The organism is Pseudomonas sp. OA65, assembly GCF_017498305.1.
GTDB lineage: Bacteria > Pseudomonadota > Gammaproteobacteria > Pseudomonadales > Pseudomonadaceae > Aquipseudomonas > Aquipseudomonas zanjanensis.
Map to the genome: position 1 here is coordinate 230,774 of NZ_JAGDEZ010000005.1, position 26,511 is coordinate 257,284.

Here is a 26,511-nt window from a genome sequence, read left to right on the forward strand (position 1 = left end):
TGTCTGAATAAGCGATCTGCAAATCTGCCCAAACGGCTCAAACATTAATCGCATTGGTAAACACCAACCGATTCCCGAACGGATCCATCACGGTCATGTCCTGGCTACCCCAGGGCATGGCCTGGATCTGTGGGTGGGCGTAGCGATATTGCTTGGCGAGCAATTGCTGCTGGAAGGCTTCCAGCTCATCGGTCTCGATTCGCAGCGCCGAGCCCGGCGTGCAATCGCCATGGTGCTCGGACAGGTGCAGCACGCAGTCACCACGGGAGACTTGCAGGTACAACGGAAAGTTGTCACCGAAGCGGTGTTGCCAGTCGACGGTAAAGCCCAGGAAATCGACATAGAACGCCAACGCCTTGGTTTCATCGAAGATCCGCAGGATCGGAGTGGTTTTACCGAAACTCATGGGTTGCTCCCTGGCTGAAAAGACCCAGTGTAGATGGGTTGACTTCAATGCTTCGGCTTTAAACCCGGCTTCTTTAGTGTCGCAATGCCATTATTGTGGCGTCAATTAACACAGCATCAGCCGCTTACACACCCTTCGACGGACCAAACCCCCGACTCAAATCGCCCTCACGCGCCAGGAATCGACCGGCCCGATGCCCGTTTGCCTGCCCTTCGCGATAGCTCAGGACACCGTTGACCCACACGCCATCAATCCCTTCGGCAGCCCGCTGAGGCTCGTTGAAATCGGCCACGTCGCAAACGGTTTGTGGATTGAACAAGACCAGGTCCGCCCAGTGTCCTTCACGGATTTCGCCTCGGTCCTTCAGGCCGAAGCGCGCAGCTGAAAGGCCGGTCATTTTGTGCACGGCGGTGTGCAAGGGAAAAAGCCCAATGTCTCGACTGAAATGTCCGAGTACCCGTGGGAAAGCGCCCCACAAACGCGGATGGGGAAAGGGGTCTTCGGGCAGGCCGTCGGAGCCGACCATCGATAACGGGTGCGCGAGGATTCGTCTTACGTCGCTTTCATCCATGCCGTAGTACACCGCGCCTGCCGGTTGTAGGCGACGCGCTGCGTCCAGTAGCGACACTTCCCATTCAACAGCGATGTCCGCCAAGTCTCGGCCGCCCATGTCCGGATACGGTGTCGACCAGGTGATGGTGATGCGGTGGGCCTCGGTCACTTGCTTGAGGTCCAAGGTCGAGGAGCTGGCCGCGTAGGGGTAGCAGTCGCAACCGACCGGATGGGTTTTCGCCGCGCTCTCCAACGCCGCAAGTACCTGCGGGCTTCGTCCCCAATTACCGGCGCCGGCACATTTGAGGTGGGAAATGATCACCGGACTTTGTGCGTGTCGACCGATCTGGAACGCCTCGTCCATGGCTTCGAGCACCGGTTCGAATTCGCTGCGCAAATGAGTCGTGTAGACCGCACCGAACGCCCCCAACTCCTCGGTCAGTTGCATGACCTCGTCGGTGGACGCCGAAAAAGCGTTGGCGTAGGCCAGGCCGGTGGACAAGCCCAGCGCCCCAGCCTCCAGGCTTTCGCGCAGTTGCCGACGCATGGCGGCGATTTCTCCTACCGAGGCCGTGAGCAACAAATCGTCCATGTGGTTGCTGCGCAACGCTGTGTGCCCGACCAACGCAGCCACGTTGACCGCTGGTGTCGCCGCTTCCACCGCTACGCGATAATCGGCAAAGCGTGGGTAGGCAAACGCCTGGGCCGTGCCGAGCAGGTTCATCGGGTCTGGCGGATCGCCCCGCAGGCTCACCGGCGCGGCGCTGATGCCGCAGTTGCCGACGATCACCGTGGTCACGCCCTGGCTGAGCTTGGGCAGCATCTGCGGTTGACGAATGACCACCGTGTCGTCGTGGGTGTGCACATCGATGAAGCCTGGCGCCAGCACGCGGCCGGCGGCGTCGATGTCTTCCACTGCCTGGGCATCGCGCAGCTCGCCGATGCGTTGGATGCGACCGCCGTGGATCGCTACGTCGGCGTGGTAGCCGGGCGTGTCGCTGCCGTCGATGACCAGCGCATTGCGGATAAGCGTGTCGTACAGCATGTCAGTCTCCCAGCGGCAAGTGATCGTCGCCGCCGCGGTAATCGTCCAGGGCGAGTTTGACCCGCCGCAGGCGCTCTTGATTGTCTTCGGGATGGGCCAGCGCCAGCTCGGTGGCGAGCACGTCGATGGCCAGCAGCATGCCGTAGCGCGCCGCCGTGGGTTTGTAGATGAACGAAGTTTCGGCGCCTTGCAGGGGCAGCACGCAGTCGGCCAGTTGGGCCAGTGGCGAGTCGGCGCGGGTGACGGCCAGGATCGCCGCCCCGTAGCTGCGGGCCAACTCAACTGCACTCAACAGCTCCGGCGTGATCCCGGTCAGTGAACAGGCGATGACCAGATGCTGGTCGCTCAACGAGGTGGCGGTGATGCGCATCATCACCGGATCCCGGCAGGCGGCAATCGGGTAGCCAAAACGCACCAGCCGCACTTGCAGTTCCTCGCCACACAGTGCCGACCAGCCACCCAGGCCGAACGCATGGATCATCCGTGCCTTGCCGATCATCCGCACGGCATCGCCGAATCGCGACTCTTCGAACCCTGACAGATGCTGGCGCAGGGTCGCTTCGATATCGCCGACGATCTGTCCATAAAACGCCGACTGTTCCGGCGCGCCGGCCGGGTCGAGGAAACGGCTGCCGACGCCGCTGGCCTGGGCCAGTTGCAGGCGCAAATCCCGCAGGTCGCGACAACCGACGGTACGGGCGAAGCGCGACAGGGTGGCGCTGCTGACTTCGGCACGCAGGGCCAATTCTTCCAGGCTGGCGGAGGCGGCAAATCCTACGTCGTCGAGCATCAGCCGAGCAATTCTTCCTTCGCCGGCGCTGAAGGAATCCTGACGGGAGCGGATCTGGTAGAGGATGTCCATGACGGTTCCTTGCAGTGGCGGTCAAAGCACGCGGGCAAGCCCGAGGGTTAAGGCGAACGCGACCAGGGATATCAACGTCTCAAGCACCGTCCAGGTCTTGAACGTTTGGGAGACGGTCATATTGAAGTATTCCTTGATCAGCCAGAAGCCGCCGTCGTTGACGTGGGAAAAGATAACCGACCCGGCCCCGGTCGCCAGCACCAGCAGTTCGGGATGGGGATAACCCAGGCCAATCGCCACCGGCGCGACGATGCCCGAGGCCGTGGTCATCGCCACTGTGGCCGACCCCGTGGCAACCCGCATCAGTGCGGCGAACAGCCAGCCCATGACCAGCGGTGACAGCTGGAATTCCTGGGCCAGACCGACGATTTGCTGAGTCACCCCGGCGTCCACCAGGATCCTGTTCAAACCACCGCCAGCGCCCACCAGCAAGGTGATGCTGGCGGTCGGTGCCAGGCATTCGTTGGTGAATTTGAGGATCGATTCACGGTTGAAGCCCTGGGCCAGGCCGAGGGTCCAGAAGCTGAGGATGGTCGCCAGCAGCAAGGCGATCACCGAGTTGCCGATAAACAGCAGGAACTGGTTGAACCCGCTGCCCGGCGTGGAGATCAGGTTGGCCCAGCCGCCGATCAGCATCAGGATCACCGGCAGCAGAATCGTCCCCAATGTCACGCCGAAACCCGGCAGCTTGGCGCGTGGTTCACGGTCGAGGAATTGCCGCTCCAGCGGATTTTCGGCCGGTAGCTGGATGCGCGGCACGATGAATTTGGCGTACAGCGGGCCGGCGATAATCGCAGTGGGAATGCCGATCAGGATCGCGTACAGCAGGGTCTGCCCCACCGAAGCCTGGAAGGCCTGCACCGCGAGCATCGCCGCCGGATGCGGCGGCACCAGCGCATGGACCACCGACAGCCCGGCGACCATCGGCAGCCCCACCATCAGGATCGACACACCCACACGCCGGGCGATGGTGAACGCGATGGGCACCAGCAGCACAAAACCGACCTCGAAGAACAACGGCAAGCCCACGAGGAAGGCAATGCACACCATCGCCCAGTGGGCATTGCGCTCGCCGAAACGTTCGATCAGCGTCTGCGCCATGCGCTCCGCACCGCCGGATTCGGCCATCATCTTGCCGAGCATCGTGCCCAGGGCCACCACCAGCGCAATGTGTCCCAGCGTCTTGCCAACCCCCGCCTCGTACGCCCCCACCACACCCGACGGCGGCATCCCAGCCAGCAACGCCAAGCCAATGGAGACCAGGGTGATCACAATGAACGGATTGAGCCGGTAACGGGCGATCAGAACGATCAGCGCAATGATGGCGATGGCCGCGTAGACCAGTAGCCAATAACCGAAAGCAGGTGCCATGCGTTACTCCTCGAATGGGGTCACGTCGATGTGTTGTGAAACTCATAAATCATTTCGACGGAAAATCTTCAAACCCACTGAAAGTAATTTTCGCGCACAGATAAAATTTGTCGCTGACGGACATCGCGACTCGGCGTTGATGAAAATTCAGCGCAAGACTTTCATCGTCCCTGTGGCGAGGGGATTTATCCCCGCTGGGCTGCGAAGCAGCCCCAAAAGCAGTAGGGCCGCTGCGCGCCCCAGCGGGGATAAATCCCCTCGCCACAGACGGCTGGCCGCCCCGCATTCAATTCCGTACCATCCGCACCTGTTTTTTGCATCAGTTCCCCGGCAGCCGACGGTCCACCGGCGCCCAGTCAGGTAAATCATGAAATCAGCACGTCTTCGCGCCGACGCCCTCGCCGGCCTCACCACCTCTTTCGCCTTGCTCCCCGAGTGCATCGCCTTCGCCCTGGTGGCCCACCTCAACCCGCTGATGGGTCTGTACGGCGCGTTCATCCTCTGTACGCTGACCGCGTTGTTCGGCGGTCGCCCCGGGATGGTCTCAGGCGCGGCGGGGTCGATGGCGGTGGTGATCGTCGCGCTGGTGGTGCAGCACGGGGTGCAGTACTTGTTGGCGACCGTGCTGCTGGGCGGGCTGATCATGATGGCGTTCGGGCTGTTGCGGCTGGGCAAGCTGGTGCGCATGGTGCCGCACCCGGTGATGCTCGGCTTCGTCAACGGCTTGGCCATTGTGATTGCGCTGGCGCAACTGGAACATTTCAAGAACGAAGGCGTCTGGCTGAGCGGCACCCCGCTCTACCTGATGGCCGGGCTGGTGGCGCTGACCATGGCCATCGTCTACCTGTTGCCGCGCCTGTCCCGCAGCGTACCGTCGGCCCTGGTAGCGATCCTCGGCGTTGGCCTGGCGGTCTATCTTCTCGGCCTGCCGACCCGGACCCTGGGCGACATGGCCCACATCGCCGGCGGCTTGCCGACCTTTGCCCTACCGGACATTCCCTGGAACCTGGAAACCCTGCAAATCATCGCGCCCTATGCGGTGATCATGGCGATGGTCGGTTTGCTGGAAACCCTGCTGACCCTGAACCTGACCGATGAAATCACTGAGAGCCGTGGGTATCCGGACCGTGAATGCGTGGCGTTGGGCGCGGCCAACATGGCCTCCGGGCTGCTGGGTGGCATGGGCGGTTGCGCCATGATCGGCCAGACGATGATCAACCTCAGCTCGGGCGGACGCGGACGGTTATCGGGCGTGGTGGCCGGGGTGATGGTGTTGCTGTTCGTGTTGTTCCTGTCGCCGTTGATCGAGCGCATTCCGCTGGCGGCGTTGGTGGGCGTGATGTTCGTGGTGGCGCAGCAGACGTTCGCCTGGGCCTCGTTGCGGGTGGTCAACAAAGTGCCGGCCAACGATGTGCTGGTGATCATCGCGGTGACCGTCATCACGGTGTTCACCGACCTGGCCGTCGCCGTGCTTTGCGGGATCATCATCGCGGCGCTCAACTTCGCCTGGCAACAGGCCCGGGAGCTGTACGCCGACACCCATGAGGAAGCCGATGGCAGCAAGCTGTATCGCCTGCACGGCACGCTGTTCTTCGCCTCGTCGACGCCATTTCTCAACCAGTTCGACCCGGCCAACGACCCGGCCCTGGTGACCCTCGATTGCCGTCACTTGCGCTTCGTCGACTACTCGGCCGTCGCCGCGCTCAAGACCTTGCGTGAGCGCTACAGCAAAGCGGGCAAGCACCTGCGCGTGTATCACCTGTCCGAGCGCTGCAAACAAATGCTCAAGCGCGCGGGCGTGCAGCACGACTGAAGCAACACCCACAGGGGGTTATAGGACTGATGAAGATAGAGTGATCACTGGCGATCAAATGTGGGAGCGGGCTTGCTCGCGAATGCGGTGTGTCAGTCTGCGCCAATGTTGCCTGACACACCGCTTTCGCGAGCAAGCCCGCTCCCACAGGTCCGATGTTTTACTGACGGATCACACCATTTCTTCAAGAATCCATGCCACCACCGACGTCCGCTTCGATGCCCACCCCAGCAGCTCACGGGCGTTGTTGCCGCGCACACTCATTGCCCAAATCACTCATGCCTTGAAGTCACGAATCAACCCTTGAACTCCCGCGAGGCATAGTCGGCGAGCTTGCCCTGGATGAAGTCCAGGAAACACTGGATCCGCAGGGCCAGTTGCGAGTTGCGGTAGTACACCGCGTTGATCGGCTGGCGGTAGCCGCTGTTGGCATCGGCCAGCAGCACCTTCAGCCGGCCGGTTTGGATGTCGTCGCGGGTCATGAAATCTGACAGGCAGGCAATGCCCTGCCCTTGCAGCGCCAAGTGACGCACAGTCTCGCCGCTGGACGCGCTGATGGCGGGCTGGATCGCCCAGCGATCACCGTGCGGGTGACGCAGCGGCCATTGGTTGAGGCCCTCGTTCTGGGCAAATCCCAGCAGCGCATGCTCTGCCAGTTCGGCGACGCTCGTGGGGGTGCCGTGCTGCTTCAAATAGGCCGGGCTGGCGAGGATGTGCAACGGGCTGCAACCCAGGGCACGGGCGTGGAGTGTCGAGTCGGTGAGGGTGCCGATGCGGATGGCGATGTCAGTGCTTTGCTCCAACAGGTCGATGATCAGGTCGTTGCTGTTGAGTTCGAGCTGGATGTCCGGGTAAAGCCTGCGGAACGCTTCGATGTGCGGGACGATGGCGTGCAGCATGAACGGCGAGGCCGCGTTGATTCGCAAGCGTCCTGCGGGATTTTTCTGGCGGGACGACAGGCGCTCTTCCAGTTCATCCATCTGGTCGAGGATGCCCTTGGCCTGTTCAAAGAAATACTTGCCCTCTTCGGTCAAGTCCATGCGCCGCGTGGTGCGGTTGATCAGCGTGGTGTCGAGCTTGGCCTCCAGCCGCGACAACGTGCGGCTGACCGCCGACGGCGTCTGCCCAACTTGCTCGGCGGCGGCGGAGATGGATCCGCATTCGATCACGCAGACGAAAATCTGCAACTCGTCGGATCTGGCTTTCACAGACATCCTCTCGTGGAATGCACACCCAATGTAATGTGATGAAGATGCCTTTGTGGCGAGGGAGCTTGCTCCCGCTGGGCGCGAAGCGACCGCTTTTGGGAGGCGCTTCGCACCTCAGCGGGAACAAGCTCCCTCGCCACGGTTACACCTTCGCTTCAGGTGAAGCCTGATACTAGCGGATTACCGCGAAAGGCCGAACACCTCGCGCAAATGCCGCTCATACCGCGCCACATCTTCTTCGATGTTCGGGCGCTTCATCACATCCACGCACAGGAAGGTCGGCAGGCCGGTCATGCCGAGGAATTGATTGGCCTTGTGGAACGGGAAGTACACCGCGTCCACACCCTTGGCTTCGAAGAAGTCGGACGGGTCGTCGAAGGCTTGCTGCGGGGCGTTCCAGGTCAAGGACAACATGTACTGCTTGCCTTGGATCAGGCCGCCGCTGCCGTATTTCTGCGAGGCATCGGAACGGGTCCGACCGTCACTGGCGTAGAGGCTGCCGTGGCCTTCGGTGAAGACTTCGTCGAGGTACTTCTTCACGGTCCACGGCGCGCCCATCCACCAACCTGGCATCTGGTAAATGATCACGTCGGCCCAAAGGAACTTGGCGACTTCCTCCTGGAGGTCGTAGCCGCCATCGATGAACGTGGTTTTCACGTCAAACCCGCCACGGTCCAGCACGCTGAGCGCCGTCTCGTGGAGGGTGGCGTTGTAGCGACCGTCGGAATGGGCGAATTGTTTGCCGCCGTTGAGCAACAGGACTTTTTTCATGGGAAGCCTCATCGGGTTCCAAAGGCGTGGGCCGTTGGCTGGCCGCCGTATGGAAAGGTTGAAAATGATGGCGGCAGAGTACCGATGAGCTTCGCGCGGAATAAGCACCGCAACGGCAAAAGTGATTTGACCTATACGCAAGAATGAACGGTCGATTGTTGCCGTAAGCTTCGGCACTTCTTTTATTTCAGGAGCCCTCTCCATGAGCGAACTGCACGGTTTCATCCTGCACGCCAAGACCCGCCCGGAAAAAGCCGAGGCCTTCGAGGCGCTGTTCCGCGCCTACGTCGAACCAAGCCGTGCCGAGCCTGGCTGCATCGAATATCACATGCTGCGGGACCAACAGGATCCAACGCTGTTTATCTTCTATGAGATCTGGGCATCCCAGGCACACCTGGAGGTGCATTCGAACCTGCCGCACATGAAGCAATTTTCCGAACAACGCATGGATTATCTGGAGCGCGACTTCGACATCCGCCGCGTCGACATGCTCAGCCCGTCCTCGGCTAGCCGCTGACCAGCAGATGGCCGCCGAGCGCACCGAGGCCGATGAAAAATACCCGCTTGAACAACACGGCGCTGATCCGCTGGCGCAACCATTGCCCCAGCCACATCCCCAGCAGCGCCGGGGCCAGCGCCAGCAACGAAGCGCTCAATTCGCCCCCGCCCAGCTCGCCGCGCCACCACAGGCCGGCGGCCAGGGCCAGGGTCGAAACGGTGAATGACAGGCCCAGGGCCTGCACCAGTTCATCCTTGCTCAAGCCCAGCGCTTGCAGATAAGGCACTGCCGGAATGACGAAGACACCGGTGGCGGACGTGATGAGGCCGGTCAGCAATCCGCAGAGCGGCGCGATCCACGGCTCGGCATCGGGACGAACCCGCAACGTTGGCAATAACAGCCCGCTCAACGCATACAGCAACAACGCCCCGCCCAAGGCCCGCACCACCCAGGCCCCACCTGTCATGCCGAGCCACAGCGTACCGAGCCCGGTGCCAATGAAAATCGCCAGCAGCAGCGGCCATAGGCGCCGAATCAGGGCTTGTAGATGGCCGCCAAACGCCAGTTGCCAGAGATTGGTCAGGGTGGCCGGGATAATCAACAGCGCCGCAGCCTGCGCCGGCGCCATAGCCAGACTGAGCAAGCCCATGGAGATGGTCGGCAGGCCGAGGCCTATCACGCCCTTGATGGTGCCGGCCAGCAGGAAAGTGCCGATGACCAGCAGAGATAGGGCCAGGCCGAGGTTCTGATAGAAAGCGATGAGTGTATTCATGGGGCTATCGTGCGCCCCAGGGGCTTGGCTTGAAAATCTGCCATATACTGAGGGTGCCTATTGCTAGACAAGAGGCAAAGAATTTCGTTGAAGCTGCTGACCTCATCGCGAGCAGGCTCGCTCCCACAGTTGGAATGCAATTCCATGTGGGAGCGAGCCTGCTCGCGATAGCAATGCATCTGGCACCACAAATCCCGGCACAGGATCATCTGCCCATGCACTTCGACCTGACCGACCTGCGCCTCTACCTGAACATCCTCGACATCGGCAACATCACCGCCGGTGCGGCCCGCAGCCATTTATCCCTGGCCGCGGCCAGTGCGCGAGTCCGGGCCATGGAAGCGTCCCTGGGCATCGACCTGCTTGAACGCGGACGACGTGGCGTAACCCCAACGCCAGCTGGCAGGGCCCTGGCCGAGCATGCCCGGGGCTTGCTGCAACAGGCCGAACACCTGCAACAGGACCTGGCTGAATACGCCAAGGGCGTCAAAGGCCGGGTGCGGCTGCTGTGCAACACCAGCGCCATGACCGAATACCTGCCCGAACTGCTGGCCAGTTTCCTCAAGGCCCATCCCAACCTCGACATCGACTTGCAGGAGTTGCCCAGCTCACGGATCACCCATGCGCTACGCCAGGGGGCGGCGGACCTGGGGATCGTTTCCGACGCGGTGGACACCGATGGCCTTCAGGCCTGGCCGTTTCGCGACGATCCGCTGGTATTGATCCTACCGACCGGACATCCCCTGGCTGACGGTCGAGCCGTGCGTTTCAGCGAGACCCTCAGCCACGACTACGTCGGCCTGAACGCCGCCAGCGCCCTGGCGATCCACCTGGAAGAACAGGCCCTGCACATCGGCTCGCGCATGCAAATCCGCATTCGCGCCGAGGGTTTCGACGGGATGATTCGCATGGTGACCCATGGCGCAGGCATTGCCATCGTGCCGAAGGCGGCCGTCGATCGGCGACCGACCGAGCTATCGTATCAATGCGTCCCACTGCAAGAGGCCTGGACCCACCGGGCGCTGCTGCTGTGCGCCCGCAACTTCGAAGGTTTGCCCGCCTACGCCATGGCCCTGGCACGGCATCTGGCCGATTGATGCGCGTTTCTGGATAGCCCGGTGTCGACTACAGACATCTGCCCCCCCATGCCGCGCGTTAGGGTGCCTGTTCTCTTCCGCCCCTTTCGGAGCTCACATGACCGCCCCCATCACCGTCCTGCGCGACACCCATCCGCTGCCCGTACTCGATGCCTGCAAATGGGAAAAACTCGAAGGCGACCCACACACCGTCAACCTCAACGCCTACACCAGCGAAGACGGCAGCAAGATCATGGGCACCTGGATCTGCACACCGGGCAAATGGTATGTGGAATACGTGAAGTGGGAGTACTGCCATTTCCAGGAAGGCTATTGCATCATCACCCCAGAGGGCATGGCGCCGATCCATCTGCGTGCCGGTGATATTTTCGTCATCGAACCCGGCATGAAAGGCACCTGGGAAGTGGTCGAGACCGTGCGCAAATATTTTGTCTTTGCCTGAAACGAAAAAACCGAGAGACCACCCGACGTGGTCTCTCGGAAAACAACATGGATTGCACAACCTCTTTGGCGAAGAAGGCATCTGTGGGAGCAAGGCTTGCCCGCGATGCAGACACCTCGTTCCCTCAGAGACCGCACCGCCTGTCATCGCGGGCAAGCCTTGCTCCCACAGATAAATCCCCTCGCCACAAAAGCTTCAGAACACCGCAGGTTTACTGCGGCTTGCGATAGCTGTTCACAATCGCCGAAAAATCCTTGCCACCCTCACCCCGCTGGCTCATCGCCTGATACAACTGCTGCGCCACCGCCCCCAGCACCACCGGCTGATGGACTTGCCGCGCGGCTTCGGTCGCCAGGCCCAGGTCCTTGAGCATCAGGTCGGCGCCAAAGCCTCCCGTATAGCCACGGGATGCCGGGGCCGTTTCGATCACGCCCGGCCAGGGGTTGTAGGTGTCCGAACTCCAGCAACGGCCCGTCGAACTGTTGATGATGCCGGCCAACACCTGGGTGTCGATTCCCAAGGCATCGCCCAGGGCCATGGCTTCGCTGACGCCCACCATGGAAATCCCCAGCAGCAGGTTGTTGCAGATCTTGGCGATCTGCCCGGTACCGACTTCACCACAATGCACGATGTTACGGCCCATTTGCGCCAGCACCGGTTGCAAGGTGGCAAACAACTCCGCCGTGGCGCCGACCATGAAGGTCAACGTGCCCGCCGCCGCGCCGCCGGTGCCGCCCGAGACCGGCGCATCGGCCATCGCCACGCCTTGTTTCGCCGCGGCAGCCGCTACGTCACGAGCGGTTTGCGGATCGATGGTGCTGCAATCCACAGCCGGTGTGCCGGCGGCGATACCGGCCAGCACGCCGTCGTCACCCAGCCAGACACTGCGCACATGGGCGGCGGCCGGCAGCATGGTGATCACCAGTGCGGCGCCCTGGGCCGCGTCGCGCGGCGAGGCGCTGATGGTACCGCCCAATGCCGCCAGTTCGGCCAGCACGGTCTGGTTCAGGTCGAACAGGTTCAGCGAATGGCCGGCTTTGAGCAGGTTGCGCGCCATGGGGGCACCCATGTTGCCCAGGCCGATAAATGCGATGTTCATGTCCGGCTCCTTAACGCAAATTGATGGTGGTGTTCACACCGTCATTGACGCTGTCATCATCGAACCAGCGCGCGGTCACGGTCTTGGTTTGAGTGTAGAACTGCACCACTTGTTTGCCGTACGGGCCGAGGTCGCCGAGTTTCGAACCGCGGGAACCGGTGAAGCTGAAGAACGGCACCGGCACCGGGATCGGAATGTTGATGCCCACCTGACCGACGTCGATTTCGCTCTGGAATTTGCGCGCCGCCGCGCCGCTCTGGGTGAACAGGCCAGTGCCGTTGCCGAATGGGTTGGCGTTGACCAGGGCAATCGCCTGGTCCAGGGTGTCGACTTCCAGCACCACTAGCACCGGGCCGAAGATTTCTTCGGTGTAGATGCGCATGTCGGTGGTCACGCCGGAAAACAGGGTCGGGCCGACGAAATTGCCCTGCTCGAAGCCCGGCACACTGATGCCACGGCCATCGAGTTCCAGCTTAGCCCCTTGCTGCACACCGCTCTCGATCAACTCGAGAATCCGCGCCTTGGCCCGTTTGGAAATCACCGGGCCGACGTCCGTGCCCGGCTCGCTGCCGGCGTTGACCTTGAGTTTCTGCGCCAAGGCCTTGAGCTCCGGCAACCACTGCTTGGCCGCGCCCACCATGACCACTACGGAGGTGGCCATGCAACGCTGGCCCGCCGCGCCGAAACCTGCACCGACCAGGGCGTTGAGGGTTTGCTCACGATTGGCATCGGGCAACACCACCGCATGGTTCTTGGCGCCCATCATCGATTGCACGCGCTTGCCGTGGCGACCCGCCAGGTCATACACATGGGTACCGACCGCCGTCGAACCGACGAACGAAACCGCCTTGATGTCCTTGTGGGTGCAGAGTGCATCCACCACATCCTTGCCACCGTGCACCACGTTGAGCACGCCCGCCGGTACGCCGGCCTCGATGGCCAGCTCCACCAACAGCATGGTCGACAGCGGATCCTGTTCCGATGGCTTGAGCACGAAGGTGTTGCCACAGGCGATGGCCATCGGGAACATCCACAGCGGAATCATCGCCGGGAAGTTGAACGGGGTAATGCCCGCGCACACACCGATCGGCTGGCGCAGCGTGTAGGTGTCCACACCACCGGCGACGTTCTCGGCGAACTCGCCCATTTGCAGGGTACCGATGGAGCAAGCGTGCTCGACCACTTCCAGGCCTCGGAAAATATCGCCCTCGGCATCAGCGATGGTCTTGCCCTGTTCGGCGCTGAGCACGGCGGCGATGCGCTTGGAGTGCTCGCGAATCAAGGCCTGGAGCTTGAGCATGATGCGCATCCGCGCACCGATGGGCGTCAATTTCCAGGTCTGGAACGCACGCTGGGCAGCGGCGATGGCGGCATCGACTTCCGCGACCGTGGCGAACGGAACCTTCGCCAACACCTGCTGGGTGGCCGGGTTGACAATGTCGTGCCATTCGCTGGTTTGGGATTCGACCCACTCGCCATCGATCAGCAGTCTGACGGTTTGCAAGGTGGTGTCGCTGGGCGTAAGGGAAACGTTCATGCTGGCCTCCGGGATTGTTCTTATAGAGAGAGCGCTGGTTCAGCAAAGACCAAGGTGCATTGGCACACATGGTGATGAGACGGTTTTTGGAGTATAGATGTGCAAACTTCTAATAAGAATGCACATAAAAGCCGGTCCATCATGCAAAAAAACATCACCTCCCTGGGGTCGCTGAATTGGGACGACCTCAAGTTTTTCCTCGAAGTGGCCCGCACCCGCAAGGCCAGCACGGCCGCCAAGCGCCTGGCCGTCGACTACACCACGGTGTCGCGACGCATCAGCTCACTGGAAGCCTCGTTGGGCACGCTGCTGTTCGAGAAATCCCGGACCAACGGTTTTGTCCTGACGGCCGAAGGCCAGCGCCTGCTGGGTTACGCCGAATCGATCGAAAGCACCCTGCACATGGCCTGCGAGCAGGTCTCGGGCTCTGGCGTCGCGTTGTCCGGCCACGTGCGCATGGGCTGCACCGAAGGCTTTGGCAGCTTCTTCATTACCCCGCAGTTGAGCCACTTCGTCGACGCCTACCCGGCCATCTCGGTGGACATCCTGCCGCTGCCACACTTCATCAGCCTGTCCAAGCGCGAGGCCGACATCGTCATCGCCCTCGAACGCCCCGAACACGGCCCGTATGTGTGCTGCAAATTGTGCGACTACCGGCTGCAGCTCTACGCTACCCAGCCTTACCTGGACAATCACCCACCGATCCAGCGCCCAGCCGACCTGAGCAAGCATTCGTTCATCAGCTACGTGGATGACCTGGCGTTCAGTTCCGAGTTGCTCTACCTGGCCAACGTCCTGCCCGGCGCCAATGCCCACCTGCGCAGCACCAGTGTGATCGCGCAATTCGTGGCAGCGCAGCAAGGCCGTTCGCTGGCGATCCTGCCCTGCTTCCTCGCCGCCCAGGATCCACGGCTGTTGCCGGTGCTGCCGGAGGAAATCAACGTCACCCGGCAGTTCTGGATGTACTGCCGGGAGGATTTGAGGAAGCTCAAGCGAATTACGTTGTTGTGGGATTACATTCGCGAGGTGACTGAACAGAACCGGCCATTGCTGATGGGCGAGAGTCGGGAGATGGTGTTTGCCGACTAGTCGGCGATGACCACGATGGCGACGCGGCGGTTTTCGGTGCGGCCGCTGGCGGTGTCGTTGGAGGCGACCGGTTTGCTGCTGCCAAGGCCACGCAATTGAACATTCTCTTCGCGCATGCCAACGCTGGTCAGCACCTTGCTCACGCTCGCGGCCCGACGCTTCGACAGTTCTTCGTTGTAGGCCTGTGAGCCCGATGCGTCGGTATGGCCATCGATACGTACCCGCTCGATGCCCGCCCCCAGCAGCGCCTTGCCGATGCGCTCGACGATTTCGGTACTGGCCGGATTGAGGTTTTCCACATCGCTGCCAAACAGCACCTTGCCCGACAAACCGAAGGCCCAGCCATCGTCGGTCAATTCGAAACCTTGCTGCTTGAGTACGGCAATTTGCGCCGGGGTCAGGCCTTTCGGCGGTGCCGTCTGGCAACCGCTCAGGGCCACGACGGCAAGCAGGAAAAGCGCCGCGAACCAGCGCAGGGAAAATGAGGGGTATGAACGCACGAGTCAGCTCCTGGTTTGAAGATCAGCGACGGAGTGATCCGACCCCGCCGTATGTTGACCGCCTCGGGCGAGGCGTTTGGCTTGATACATGGCCGCATCGGCGGCGTGGAGCAGGGTGCCCGGTGTGGCACCATCATCGGGGTAAACGGCAATGCCAATACTGAGAGAGGTCAACACGGAGGCGTTGCCGGGCAATTGAATCGGCATCTCCATGCTGGCAATGATTTTTTCGGCGATCCGCTCGGCGTCCTCGGCCTTGTGCAGGGGCGCCAGCAGCACGGCGAATTCGTCGCCCCCCAAGCGCGCGACCAAATCGTCTTCGCGCAACTGCGCCCGGACTCGGGTCGCCACGGCCGTCAGCACCGCGTCGCCGGCGGCGTGGCCGAAGTTGTCATTGATGCCCTTGAAACGATCACTGTCCAGATACAGGACGGCCACTTGTTCATTGAGCTTGCTGGCATTGCGCAAGGCGCGAATCAGCCGGCCCTCGAAAAATGCCCGGTTCGGCAAGCCGGTCAAGCTGTCGTGGCTGGCCTGGTGGGCCAGGGTTTCGTTTTCGCTTTGCAGGTGGGTCTGCCAGGATTCCAGTTCATCGAGCAGCGCGTTGAAGTCATTGGCCAGATTATCCAGTTCGGCGATGGCGGCCGGCGGCACACGTCGGTCCAAGGCTCGTTCACTGCGGGCCGCGTGGGCCACCTCAGCCAGGCTGCGCAGCGGCCCGGTGATCGCCCGCAACTGCCGCCGCGCCAGGTACAGCGCTACCCAGGCACTCACCGCCGTGCACAGGATGATCCCCGCCAAACCGCTGAGTAAAAAACGCAACAGGCTGCCGCCATGCCCCGCCAACACGATACGGCCGATGTTCTGCCCTTGGTGAACGATCGGCAGGCTGATGGGTTTTTCCAGGAATGCCTTGGCAATGTGCACTTCCAGTTCCGACAACAGGCCGGTTTGCGGGCGTTGCCAGCGCGCCAACAGACGGCCATGTTCATTGAACACCTCGGCATCGGCGACCTCCTCGGTGGAGGCGATCAAGGCCAGTGCCTCGGTGGCCGCGGCCGAATCATCGAAGACCACGGCGGCTTCCACGGTGTAGTTGATCGAACGGGCGATCAAGTGCAGGTTGTGGTCGGCGTAGACCCGCAACGCCAACAGCCCGAGCAAGGTCAGGGACACACTGGCCATGGTAATAGCCACTAATGCGACGATCAGATGACCGCGACCGATGACCGAGCCCAGGGTGGGGCGAACCCTTGGTTTGCTCTGCTTCATGGGGTAGCGGACCTGCGGCGGGAAAGCTGCAGCACGCTCGGATGGATGCGCACGCCACTGCGTGCCACGGAATCGAGGTTGACCTCGAAAGACACTTGTTCATCACCGACTCGCAGGCAGAACAGGCTACCCACGGTGCACTGGTCGCCGCCCTCACTGATGCTCAACACGGGCTTGCCGATCAAGGACGCAAACAGACGGGTGTGCTCATCGTTGGTCAGCCTGCCGACGTAGACCGCGTTGCACTCAGTGGCGATATTGGGATGATCGGCCAACAACCGCTGCACAATTACCGGCCGCCCCGTGGCCTGGGTGGTGCCCTTGACCAGATCGTCGGTGTATTGGGTCGGCCCGACGATGCACAGTTGCAACTGGGTGGGTTCCACAGGCCAGCGGGCATAGCTGAGAATGCCCAAGACCACTTGGGTCACCGCTTCGGCCCGCTGCTCGGCCTGGGTGGTGGAGGCCTGCTCCTGGGCAACCGCGACAGGCAGCAGCAGACACAAAAGGCCGGCAAGCAGAATATGCCCCCAGCCCTTGCTGCGCACTGCCTCCCCTACAGGCACTTCCATGGAAATCTCTTGATCCAGACGATAAGTGCCGGAACGATAGCACAGTGCCAAAAAGCCAGCGAGACAGCGCGTTACGTAGGCTGGGGAGCGAAACAGGCCAAGTTGCCACAAGGACATGAATCCTTGAAAGCCAATGATTCAGTCAGCCTGCTCCAACGCCAGCATCAAACCGCTCAAGCGCTTGACCTTGCGCCCGACCGCCTCTTCGAAGACCCCCGCCCGCGGTTCGATCAGGCTGAACCATTGCTTGCCCCGGGTAATGGCGGTGTACACCAATTCCTTGGTCAAGACCGGGTTGAGCGCATCCGGAAGGATCAACGCGGTATGGGTGAATTCCGAGCCTTGGGATTTGTGCACCGTCATGGCATACACGGTTTCCACATCATTCAGGCGGCTGGGCAGGACGAAACGCACACCGCCCTGGCCGTCATTGCGCGGGAAAGCGACCCGCAGGACCTGCTTGCCGGCATCCGGCCCGTCACGCTCGGGGAGCTTGAGGGCAATGCCGATATCACCGTTCATCAACCCCAGCCCATAGTCGTTACGGGTCATCAGTACCGGACGGCCTTCGTACCACTGGTGATCGCTATCGATAAGGCGGGCCTTGAGCAATGCCGCGGTGATTCGCTGATTCAATCCTTCGACGCCCCACGGGCCTTTGCGCACCGCGCACAGCAATTGGAATTCGTCGAAGCCCGCCAGGACCTCCCGGGCCCAATCGGCCCAGCAACGGTCTTCCAACGGCTGGGAAATGGCCGGGCGGCGCTGCCGTAGCAGGCTCAGGTAATGCCGATAGCCCTGGGGCCCTTCTGGCTTGCCGTCGAGAAGCAGTTTTTCCAGCTTCGTGTCGTGTTCACCCGCCAATTTCAAGGAAAACAAATCGACGTACTGCCCGTTATCCAATAATTGGCGGGCTTTCTCCGGCTGTTGCTGGTTGACCGAACGAGCGAGCTGACCGATCCCACTGCCTTCGCCGAAGCGCCGGGAATGCCTGAGCATGACCACTTGCTGTGCCAGGGGATGAGTGCCGTCGAGGTCTTGCAGCAGGTCACTGGCCGCCAGGTTTTCCCCACTGACCGACTCCAGCCAGGCACGGGTCTGGGGGCTGTACCAGCCGTCCTCGGCGTCTCGACACAAATCCCCCAGCACCGCACCGGCTTCCACCGAGGCCAACTGATCCTTGTCCCCCAGCAATACCAACCGTGCATGGGCCGGCAGTGCATCCAGCAGATTGGCCATCATCTCCAGGTCGATCATCGACGCTTCATCGACCACCAGCACATCCAGCGGCAAGCGATTGCCTGCATGGTGACGAAAATGCCGAGTGCCGGGACGACTGCCCAGCAATCGATGGACCGTCGTGACGTCGCAGGGAATACGCTCGCGCACCGCTTCATCCACATCCAGGGTCCGAACCTGTTGGCTGATGGACTCGGTCAGGCGCGCCGCCGCCTTACCCGTAGGCGCGGCCAGGCGAATCCGCAGCGGCTTCCCGACCTCGACGGCGGGCGCCTGCAACAGGGCCAGTAGACGCACAACAGTGGTGGTCTTGCCGGTGCCCGGACCGCCGGTCACGATGCTGAAGGCTCCACGGGTCGCCAGTGCGCAGGCCAGTTTCTGCCAATCGATCGGGCCCCTGGCATTGGCCGGCCCGAACAGCCCGTCCAAACGCTCGCGCAGATCGCCGGGCGCAGCTTCCTGCTCTATCAACCGTTGGCGCAACGCCTCGTCGATCCGCCGTTCATACCCCCAGTAGCGACGCAGATAAAGACGTTTGCCAGACAGTACCAAGGGACGTTGCTGCGCCTCTTCGCTCTCGTCCACAGCCAAGGCCACCAGTCGACTGGAAGCCAGGGCCTTGCACCAATGGGCCCCGTCGAGCGTCTGCAACATTTGCGAAGGCAGCAGCATCGCGCCGGTCTGCTGATCACCCTCGGGGGGCAGCGACAGGGCAAAGTCCGGTTCCTTGAGGGTTTCGAAAACATCCAGGCAAACATGCCCGTGGCCCAGTTGATGGCTGGTCAGCGCAGCGGCGAGCAGGACCAATGGATCATCGTCGGGCGCCAGTTCATGGAGGAATGCCACGAAGGCCTTGTCCAGGGCACGCAGCCAGCCGCGCTCGACCCAGCGCGTCAGCAACAACAGCAAGTCCTGTGAACGGCTCAAGGGGGCCAGATCAACCAGGCTTTCATCGTCGGACGCCTTGGGCAACAGGTCGGCAAAGGAACGACTCATAGCAATTCTCCCTGTACCCACGCCGGCTCAGCCTTGGGTTCGGGCGCCCCTTGGAACAGCCGATCCAGTTGTTCGATCAAGGCCCGTGGCGGCTTGGTGAAATACACGCCCTGGCTGGTTGAGCGAGTTCCGCGCAGGAACAGGTACAGCGCACCGCCGACATGTCGGTCATAGTCGTAATCGGGCAGTCGTGCCTTGAGCTGGCGGTGCAGGGCCAACAGATACAGCACGTATTGCAGGTCGTAGCGATGGTCCAGGATCGACTGTTCCATGGCCTGTACGGTGTAGGCCATGTCATCGACACCCAGCCAGTTGGACTTGTAATCGGCCACGTAATACCGGCCGTCGTGCTCGAACGTCAAATCGATGAATCCCTTGAACATGCCGTTGAGCAGCACCGGCTCCGCCGCGACACGGGCCACACCGCCATGGGTGAACCGGCAAACCAGTTGGTCGAGCTTTTGTACATCGACCTTGTGGCTGGCGAACCAGAACTCCATCTCGACCTGGAACCGGGTCAGTTGTTCGAGCACCACCGGCGCCTGGTCATTGCCGACGAGCATGGGCATTTTGATCAAGTGCTGCAGCCAGTCACTCAGCGTGTTGATCCAGCCTTTCCAGTCTCGGCGATTGCAGCGTCGGGCAATGGCATCCTCGATATCTGTCGGCGCGGGTGAAAATCCTTCCCCGGCCGCCCACTCCAGCAGGCCATGTAGGAAAGTGCCGGGGCCAGGGCCGCGGGGAAAGCGGTGGATATCGCCACCGACGGCGATGGTTTCCCTGGGAGCGTCCGGGTCCAGTCGCTCATCGTCGAACAGTTTCTGGGCTTGTGGATTTTCTGGCGCGGTATCGCTGCCTTCGCTCAAGTTTTCACCGATGCGCAAGGCACTGTAGGAGGCGATCCACCAATTTTCGCTGGCTTTTCGCAAGGGCACCAAGGGCTCGAGTAACACAGCGTCGTTGCGTGGCGGCCGATAGTGCTCGTCGGTAGTTTCAGGCAATGGCTGGCAGCTCACCGCGACGCTGCCGTGTTGCAGTTCTTCCAGCCAACGCCTCAGTTCCACCGAATCGGTCAGCGGCGCCCCACCGCCCAACAGATAACCCAGCGCGGACACATGCAGGATCGAGCTGTTGTTATTGCCTCGCTTGAGATCCGCGACCCCCAGCCAGCAGGCATGTTGTGCGCGGGTCAGTGCCACGTAGAGCAGCCGCAGATCCTCGGCCAGTCGCTCGTCATCGGCCTTGGCGATCAACTCGGCGGTGGGCTTGAGGCTGATCTGCGCCTTGTTGGCCTCATCGTGGTAATGCAACGGCAATCGACTGCCATCCACCGGTTTCGTCGAGCAGATGAAGGGCAGGAAAACCAACGGATATTCAAGCCCCTTGGACTTGTGAATCGTGACCACCTTGACCAACTGCTCATCGCTTTCCAGGCGCAGGATCTGCTCTTCTCCCGCCTGCCCGGACAAGGCCAGGTGCTCGGATAGATGCCGGATCAAGGCCTGCTCGCCATCCAGCTCGCCGGCGGCCTGCTGCAACAATTCGCAAAGGTGCAGCAAGTTGGTCAGCACCCTCTCGCCATCGCTGCGCGTCATCAGGGCCTGGGGCAGTTCGAAATCATGCAGCAGGCGCCGCAACATCGGCAGCACGCCCTGGCTGCGCCAGACCGTGCGATAACCGCGAAACTGCATGACCCGGGCTTCCCAGGCCAGTTCATCCTGATTGAGACGCTCCAGCTCCGTCAGCGGCAGGTTCAATGTGATGCTGGCCAGCGCTGCCCGTAGCGGTCGCTCCACATCCGGTTCGGCGCAGGCCTTGAGCCAGGTCAGCAGGTCCCGCGCCTCTTGCGAAGCAAAGACCGAATCCTTGTCGGACAGATAGACACTGCGCACGCCCCGCACGGACAACTCGTCGCGCACGGCCTGCGCCTCTTTACCGTCACGCACCAGAATAGCGATATCCGCCGGGCGCAACCCGCGCAGCGTTTCGCCATCGACGGTGAAGCCGTCGCGTCCCGACTGGCCGCCGTTGAGCAATGCCGTGATCTCACTGGCGCAGGCGGCTGCCATGGATTGCCGATACACCGCACCGGAGAGCGGCTGGTCCGACGACAGGTGCCAGATGTTCAGTGCCGCGACGGCGTGTCCTGCCACCTGTAGGGACTCCTTGCGACCCTGGGACTCAACGGACAGGAACGGCACCGGATTCTCACCCGAGGGCTCACGGAACAGAAAAGCCCCACGCCCCGTCGGACGGGATTCGGCCTTCTGGAAAATATGGTTTACCGCTCCCACCATGGCATGGCTGGAACGGAAGTTCGTGCCCAGCGTATGCAACCGGCCGGCCGTGGCCTCGCGAGCACGCAGGTAGGTGTAGATGTCGGCACCGCGAAAGGCGTAGATCGCTTGCTTCGGATCGCCGATCAGGAAAAGTCCGGTTTCTGGGTCGTTGTCTTCAATACGATAGATGCTTTCGAAGATCCGGTACTGAACCGGGTCGGTGTCCTGGAATTCATCGATCAGCGCCACCGGAAACTGCTCGCGGATCAGGCTCGCCAGGCGCTCGCCCCCGTCGGCCTGCAACGCCGCGTCAAGACGCAGCAGCATGTCGTCGAAACCCATTTCGGCGCGGCGACGTTTCTCCGCTTCGAAACGCGCCCCGACCCATTGCGCGGCATGCTGCAACACGGCGGCATCAGGGGTGGGCAACGCATCCAGGCTGGCCTTGAGACCGACCATGGCCTCCAGTCCGGGATGGTTAGGCACTTCGCCTTTCCAGGCTTCGGCCATGCCCTCGGGTGTCAGGCGCGTGAAGCCGGTGCCGATGTCCAGCAGCTCGTGGCTTTCGTCATCGACCCAGGCGGTGATTTTCTGAAACCACGGTTCGAAGTAACGCGCCTGCATCTTGCGTCCATCAACAGACTTGCTGGCGACGCCTTGCTGGCAGATCTCCAACAGTTCCACGGCCCATTGCCGCCACGGCGCCTTGAGATCGAGCAAGGCGGCACTGCGCTCCTGCAACGAGGCGGCAATTAGCTCGGCAGGCTCAAGCCCTTCAGCGTCGCGAGGTTCGCTGGAAAACAACCCCCTCACCCGTGGCAATAGCGCCGCAGGACCTCCCCAATGGGTACGCACCCAGTTCAGCGCCTCGCCTTGCATCGAATAGCAGAACAGCCGCCAATAATCGCGCAATACCTCGCCTAGCAATTCGCTGTGGTCGGTTTCCAGGGTCTGGGTGAACAGGCTGCCGCTGTCGAAGGCATGCTCACGCAACATCCGCTGGCACCAGCTATGGATGGTCGAGACGGCCGCTTCGTCCATCCACTGCGCGGCGATGTCCAGCCGGTTCGCGCAACCAGGCCATTGCTCGGCATTGAACTCATCGCGCAATGCGCCGATCAGTGAATCCGGAGCTGGAATCTCATCGCGAAAAAAACGTGCGGCTTCGGCCAGACGGGTGCGAATTCGTTCACGCAACTCCTTGGTGGCAGCGTCCGTAAAGGTCACAACCAGGATTTGCGGGGGGAGCAGCTCGCGGCCAAAACCGGACGCCGAACCGCCGTGCCCCAGCACCAGGCGCAGGTACAGCGCCGAAATGGTGAAGGTCTTGCCGGTACCGGCGCTGGCCTCGATCAGTTGGCTGCCCCGCAGCGGGAAAACCAGGGCCAATGGTGCCTGCTGAATCATGAGCGGGTCTCCTCGCTGACCAATGAACGCCATGGGGCTTCGAGCAATGGTCGGTAAAGCGCATCGCACCAATCGGGGAATGTCTCGTCAGCCATCAAGGCCGCGAAATCAGGAAACTGTCGAGCCAAGGCCGGGTTTTCCCGCCGCTCGCCCTCGAACGTCTGTCCGTCGCCCTCATAGGCTTTGCGGGCCGCGGCTTCAGCCTTGAGCAGATCACTCTGGCCGAGCCAGGCGAACGCCGTCTTCACAGCGATCGGCAGCGGCTGGCGCATACCGGCCTGCCAGGCCTGCAATAGGTCGCCGAGCATTTTTTGTGCGACGGGCTCTTCGAAAGGTGCCAGCAGCAGGCTGTCATCACTGGCCACCAGCGCCGTGGTCAACGACAAGCCGTTCGCACACGCAACGAGATGATTGACCCAGGGCCGAATCAGACGATGCCACTTGCGGGTCTTGGTGGAGCCGATGCTGTTGGGTATGGCCGTGATGGCGAGAACCGCACCGTCGGAGCGTTGGTGCAGGCCACTGAGCCACCCTTCGACACTCACTCCCTGCAATTGCAAGCTGACCGGCACAGCACTGGTTAGTGGTGTAGGCCACAACGCCAGAAGCTGTTGGTAGCGCTGGAGCAGATCCGGCAACGGTTCGATCAATTCGCGTTGCATGCACTCACCGAACCCGGCCATCGGTAACAGTCCGCTGTTCTGGAGCCTCTGGGCATGAGCGGCCAGGGCTAGCTCCGGCTGGTCCAGGCGTACCAGGGCAGCCTCGAGCAGGCTGTCGCTCAGGGTGTAGCGTTGCAGCGCGTCGAGCACAAAAGGTTCGTCATCGGCCAGTGGCGCTTCGATGGCTTCGAAGAACACTTTCAGGCGCTGGCTGAAGAAATGGCGGACGGGGTTACGCAGGAAGTCCTGCAACTGGCCGAGTCCCAAAGGCTCTTCCTGGGCGTAGGGTTCCAGCACCTGAATTTTGTCAGTGTGATCGGAGATGCCGTGGAGCGTTCGCCATTCGCTCGCGTAACTGAACAGCTCGTTTCCTTGATGGAAATAACGCGCGCTGAACGGTTGCAGCGGATGCTCCTGAGTCAGGGCATCGAGGAGAGGCTTGCTGTCATCGGCCAACCGCCAGCCATTGGCGAGGTGATCGCGCAGTTGGCCGATCAACACCGATGCCGGCCGCTCGCTGTTGTCGCGGATACTGCGTCCCACCCAACTGATGTAGAGCTTTTCCCGGGCCGAAAGCAGCGCTTCCAACAACAGGTAACGGTCGTCCTCACGGCGGGAACGATCGCCCGGGCGATAATCACCGCCCATCAGATCGAAATCCAAGGGCGGTTGGGCACGCGGGTAATCACCATCATTCATCCCCAGCAGGCACACCAGCTTGAAGGGGATCGCACGCATTGGCATCAAGGTGCAGAAATTGACGGCTCCGGCCAGGAATCGTTGGGACAGCCGCCCTTGATCCAGCCCGGCCAACCACGCTTCACGCACCACCGTCAGCGGTAATTCATCGTGCAGCCCTACCGACTCACAGGTTTCCAGCCAGGTTTCACGCAAATCCTCGAGTTGGGCCAGCAGATAGTCGTCATGCTCGTTACTCGCCTGGAAAAACAACCGCATCAGATCGTGCAGGCGCGAACCCCATTGCTGCGGCGATGCTGGCTGGGTGAGTTCCTGGTGGGCGACTTCCAATGCATCCAGCAAAGCAACCAGCGGACCGATCAACGCCGCGTCCAGGCCACCTATCTCGTCATAGGGCTCGATGCCGTCATAGGCCTGCGAGCTGCCGACGGCGTACCCCAGCAACATGCGCCGCAAGCCGAAATGCCAGCTGTTCTGCTCAAGCTCCGCAGGCAAGCCCAACCCGGCGCGGTGTTCGGCACTCATTCCCCAGCGAATCCCCGCCCCTTCGATCCATCGATGCAATGTCGTCAGGTCGGCTTCATCGATACCAAACCGTTCGCGCAACGCCGGGACATCCAGCAGATCGAGGATTTCGCTGACTGGGAAACGACTGTCCGGCAGCTTGAGCAAATGCTCGACGGCGATCAGCAGTGGATCACGTCCGCGCTGGCCCTGGTCGGTCAGCGTGAATGGAATGAAACGCGGGTCGCTCCTGTCGAGCTGGCCGAACACCGCGCGAATGTGCGGCGCATAACTGTCGATGTCCGGGACCATGACGATGATATCCCGTGGGCGCAGTGTCGAATCCGCACTGAAATGGGCCAGCAATTGGTCATGGAGAATTTCCACTTCACGCTGGGCGCCGTGGGCCACATGAAAACGAATCGAGCCGTCTCGTTCCGTGTCGACGACAGGCCAGTGTTCCCGGGTTTCATTCAGGGGGCGGAGTTCCAGGATGTCATCCTGCAACTGGCTGAGAAGGGTCGTCGGGGTCCCGTCAGTGAACAGGTCGACGCGCCCATCGCGAAATACCGCGCGATAGCTGTTGGGATCATCGTAGCTGTCGAGCAGGTTGATATAGTCGCGCCCCTGCTTGCCCCAGGCGGCCAATAAGGGATGGGCATGTTGATGCAGGGTTTGCGGATCGAGGGCGACAGGCATGCCAGCCTTGCGTGCCTGGCGCTTATATTGATGACGTAGCAAGTCCTTGTCGGCAACGATGTCCGCCCAATGGTGGCGACACGGATTATGCACGCACAGCAGAACCTGGCTGAACCGGGAAAGACCCGCGAGCGCCTCGAGGACTTGGGCAGGCAACGAAGAAATACCGAACACGATGACTCGCGCGGGCAAGCCTTTCGGAGCTGCTTCCAGGTTGTTGATACGTTCGATGTAGCGCTGGTGAACGCCTGCGCGACTTTGCGCCATGCCTTGTTCCCCCACATCCAGCAACAAGGCTCGCCACAGTTCCGCTTGCCAGCAATTCGCCGGCGCGAGCGGCTTGATTTCGCCTCGGACATTTCGGGTCTGGTGTCGACCCTCAGCCCAGTCCTCGAGCCAGTCGGCCCGGTACACCTGGTATTGGTCGAACAGATCGGCAAGGCGCTCGGACAGTTGATAGCGCTTGCGCAAGTCGGTGTCGTGGGTCAGGAATCGTCGCAGAGGTTCGAAATGCGGCTGCTCGATCAGTTGCGGCAGCAGGCGCATCAGGCGCCAGGTTAGCGGAGCCTTGTCCAACAGCGACTTGGCCGGAATCTCATCGCGCCCCAGGACCGTTCGATAGAGCTGCCACATGAAGCTGCCTGGCAATTGCACATCAATAGCCGCCGCGATACCGCAGCCGCCGGAGTCATCGTCTTCAGGGTCCTCAGCCAGCGCGAGCTTGAGCCATTGGGCAATACCGTTGCTTTGCACCAGTGCAATTTCATTTTCAAGAGGGGCCAGTGGATAGCGCCGCATCAGGCTGATCACCAGGCTGCGCAATTCATCCAGGCGATTCCCGTGAACCACCATGAACGCTGAGCTGAGGGACGTTGCGTCCGGCATGAAAGGCATCCTTGAAAATGCAAAAGCTAGGGCAGAACCTTAGCACTGTCGGGGGACCGTGACAGCCGGGAGCTGTCCGAGCTTGTCGTAAGAACTTTCCTGCGGGCAAAACAAAACCCCTACCTGCATCAGCAGATAGGGGTTTCGGAATTTAATCTTGACGATGACCTACTCTCACATGGGGAAACCCCACACTACCATCGGCGATGCATCGTTTCACTGCTGAGTTCGGGA

Annotated in this window: 20 protein-coding genes; 5 read left to right on the forward strand and 15 right to left on the reverse strand. The window is 61.7% G+C overall.

Annotated elements, in window-relative coordinates:
• Positions 1-37 precede the first annotated feature (37 nt).
• The 4 genes from J3361_RS06595 to J3361_RS06610 all read right to left on the reverse strand — a co-directional run bounded on the left by J3361_RS06595 (position 38) and on the right by J3361_RS06610 (position 4,236).
• Positions 38-406, reverse strand: coding sequence for a glyoxalase superfamily protein (locus J3361_RS06595; protein ID WP_207963401.1), 369 nt, complete (start codon positions 404-406; stop codon positions 38-40).
• 124 nt (positions 407-530) lie between these two features.
• Positions 531-2,003 carry a D-aminoacylase gene (locus J3361_RS06600; RefSeq protein ID WP_207963402.1) on the reverse strand — a complete coding sequence of 491 codons (1,473 nt, stop codon included), beginning with the start codon at positions 2,001-2,003 and terminating at the stop codon, positions 531-533.
• A gap of 1 nt (position 2,004) precedes the next feature.
• Positions 2,005-2,865: a MurR/RpiR family transcriptional regulator gene (locus J3361_RS06605; RefSeq protein WP_207963403.1), complete on the reverse strand. Its 861-nt coding sequence runs from the start codon at positions 2,863-2,865 to the stop codon at positions 2,005-2,007.
• Positions 2,866-2,886: 21 nt separating this feature from the next.
• A complete protein-coding gene (locus tag J3361_RS06610) occupies positions 2,887-4,236 on the reverse strand; it encodes a gluconate:H+ symporter (RefSeq protein ID WP_207963405.1) in 1,350 nt (449 codons plus the stop codon).
• Between the two features lie 367 nt (positions 4,237-4,603).
• Between J3361_RS06610 and J3361_RS06615 the strand changes: the two genes are divergently transcribed.
• Positions 4,604-6,049: a SulP family inorganic anion transporter gene (locus tag J3361_RS06615; RefSeq protein WP_207963406.1), complete on the forward strand. Its 1,446-nt coding sequence runs from the start codon at positions 4,604-4,606 to the stop codon at positions 6,047-6,049.
• 296 nt (positions 6,050-6,345) lie between these two features.
• On the opposite strand, the gene J3361_RS06620 is transcribed toward J3361_RS06615, so the two are convergent.
• Positions 6,346-7,257 carry a LysR family transcriptional regulator gene (locus tag J3361_RS06620; RefSeq protein ID WP_207963408.1) on the reverse strand — a complete coding sequence of 304 codons (912 nt, stop codon included), beginning with the start codon at positions 7,255-7,257 and terminating at the stop codon, positions 6,346-6,348.
• Between the two features lie 180 nt (positions 7,258-7,437).
• Positions 7,438-8,028, reverse strand: a complete 591-nt coding sequence (locus J3361_RS06625; RefSeq protein WP_207963410.1) for an NAD(P)H-dependent oxidoreductase — start codon at positions 8,026-8,028, stop codon at positions 7,438-7,440.
• Between the two features lie 202 nt (positions 8,029-8,230).
• Here J3361_RS06625 and J3361_RS06630 point away from each other — a divergent pair, with 202 nt between their 5' ends.
• A complete protein-coding gene (locus J3361_RS06630) occupies positions 8,231-8,545 on the forward strand; it encodes a putative quinol monooxygenase (protein ID WP_207963412.1) in 315 nt (104 codons plus the stop codon).
• On the opposite strand, the gene J3361_RS06635 is transcribed toward J3361_RS06630, so the two are convergent.
• A complete protein-coding gene (locus J3361_RS06635) occupies positions 8,535-9,299 on the reverse strand; it encodes a sulfite exporter TauE/SafE family protein (protein ID WP_207963414.1) in 765 nt (254 codons plus the stop codon). The genes J3361_RS06630 and J3361_RS06635 overlap by 11 nt on opposite strands.
• Positions 9,300-9,514: 215 nt before the next feature.
• On the opposite strand from J3361_RS06635, the gene J3361_RS06640 reads away from it, so the two are divergent.
• Positions 9,515-10,396, forward strand: coding sequence for a LysR substrate-binding domain-containing protein (locus J3361_RS06640; protein WP_207963416.1), 882 nt, complete (start codon positions 9,515-9,517; stop codon positions 10,394-10,396).
• Positions 10,397-10,493: 97 nt separating this feature from the next.
• Positions 10,494-10,838, forward strand: coding sequence for a cupin domain-containing protein (locus J3361_RS06645; RefSeq protein WP_007900627.1), 345 nt, complete (start codon positions 10,494-10,496; stop codon positions 10,836-10,838).
• 211 nt (positions 10,839-11,049) lie between these two features.
• Here J3361_RS06645 and mmsB read toward each other — a convergent pair whose 3' ends face one another.
• Positions 11,050-11,937, reverse strand: a complete 888-nt coding sequence (mmsB, locus tag J3361_RS06650) for a 3-hydroxyisobutyrate dehydrogenase (RefSeq protein WP_207963418.1) — start codon at positions 11,935-11,937, stop codon at positions 11,050-11,052.
• Between the two features lie 10 nt (positions 11,938-11,947).
• Positions 11,948-13,474 carry a CoA-acylating methylmalonate-semialdehyde dehydrogenase gene (locus J3361_RS06655; protein WP_207963420.1) on the reverse strand — a complete coding sequence of 509 codons (1,527 nt, stop codon included), beginning with the start codon at positions 13,472-13,474 and terminating at the stop codon, positions 11,948-11,950.
• A 141-nt stretch (positions 13,475-13,615) separates the two neighbouring features.
• On the opposite strand from J3361_RS06655, the gene J3361_RS06660 reads away from it, so the two are divergent.
• On the forward strand, positions 13,616-14,563 hold the full coding sequence (locus J3361_RS06660; protein WP_207963421.1) for a LysR family transcriptional regulator: 948 nt from the start codon (positions 13,616-13,618) through the stop codon (positions 14,561-14,563).
• On the opposite strand, the gene J3361_RS06665 is transcribed toward J3361_RS06660, so the two are convergent.
• The 6 genes from J3361_RS06665 to recC form a co-directional block, all read right to left on the reverse strand.
• Complete coding sequence (locus J3361_RS06665) at positions 14,560-15,063, reverse strand: OmpA family protein (RefSeq protein ID WP_207963423.1); 504 nt, start codon at positions 15,061-15,063, stop codon at positions 14,560-14,562. The genes J3361_RS06660 and J3361_RS06665 overlap by 4 nt on opposite strands.
• 3 nt (positions 15,064-15,066) lie before the next feature.
• Entirely contained in the window at positions 15,067-16,335 is a 1,269-nt protein-coding gene (locus tag J3361_RS06670) for a diguanylate cyclase (RefSeq protein ID WP_207963425.1), read from the reverse strand.
• Complete coding sequence (locus tag J3361_RS06675) at positions 16,332-16,907, reverse strand: YfiR family protein (protein WP_207963426.1); 576 nt, start codon at positions 16,905-16,907, stop codon at positions 16,332-16,334. The genes J3361_RS06670 and J3361_RS06675 overlap by 4 nt, the downstream gene beginning before the upstream one ends.
• Positions 16,908-17,045: 138 nt before the next feature.
• Positions 17,046-19,142 carry an exodeoxyribonuclease V subunit alpha gene (gene recD / locus J3361_RS06680; RefSeq protein ID WP_207963427.1) on the reverse strand — a complete coding sequence of 699 codons (2,097 nt, stop codon included), beginning with the start codon at positions 19,140-19,142 and terminating at the stop codon, positions 17,046-17,048.
• Positions 19,139-22,828 carry an exodeoxyribonuclease V subunit beta gene (gene recB, locus J3361_RS06685; RefSeq protein ID WP_207963428.1) on the reverse strand — a complete coding sequence of 1,230 codons (3,690 nt, stop codon included), beginning with the start codon at positions 22,826-22,828 and terminating at the stop codon, positions 19,139-19,141. The genes recD and recB overlap by 4 nt, the downstream gene beginning before the upstream one ends.
• Complete coding sequence (gene recC / locus J3361_RS06690) at positions 22,825-26,277, reverse strand: exodeoxyribonuclease V subunit gamma (RefSeq protein ID WP_207963429.1); 3,453 nt, start codon at positions 26,275-26,277, stop codon at positions 22,825-22,827. The genes recB and recC overlap by 4 nt, the downstream gene beginning before the upstream one ends.
• Positions 26,278-26,511 lie beyond the last annotated feature (234 nt).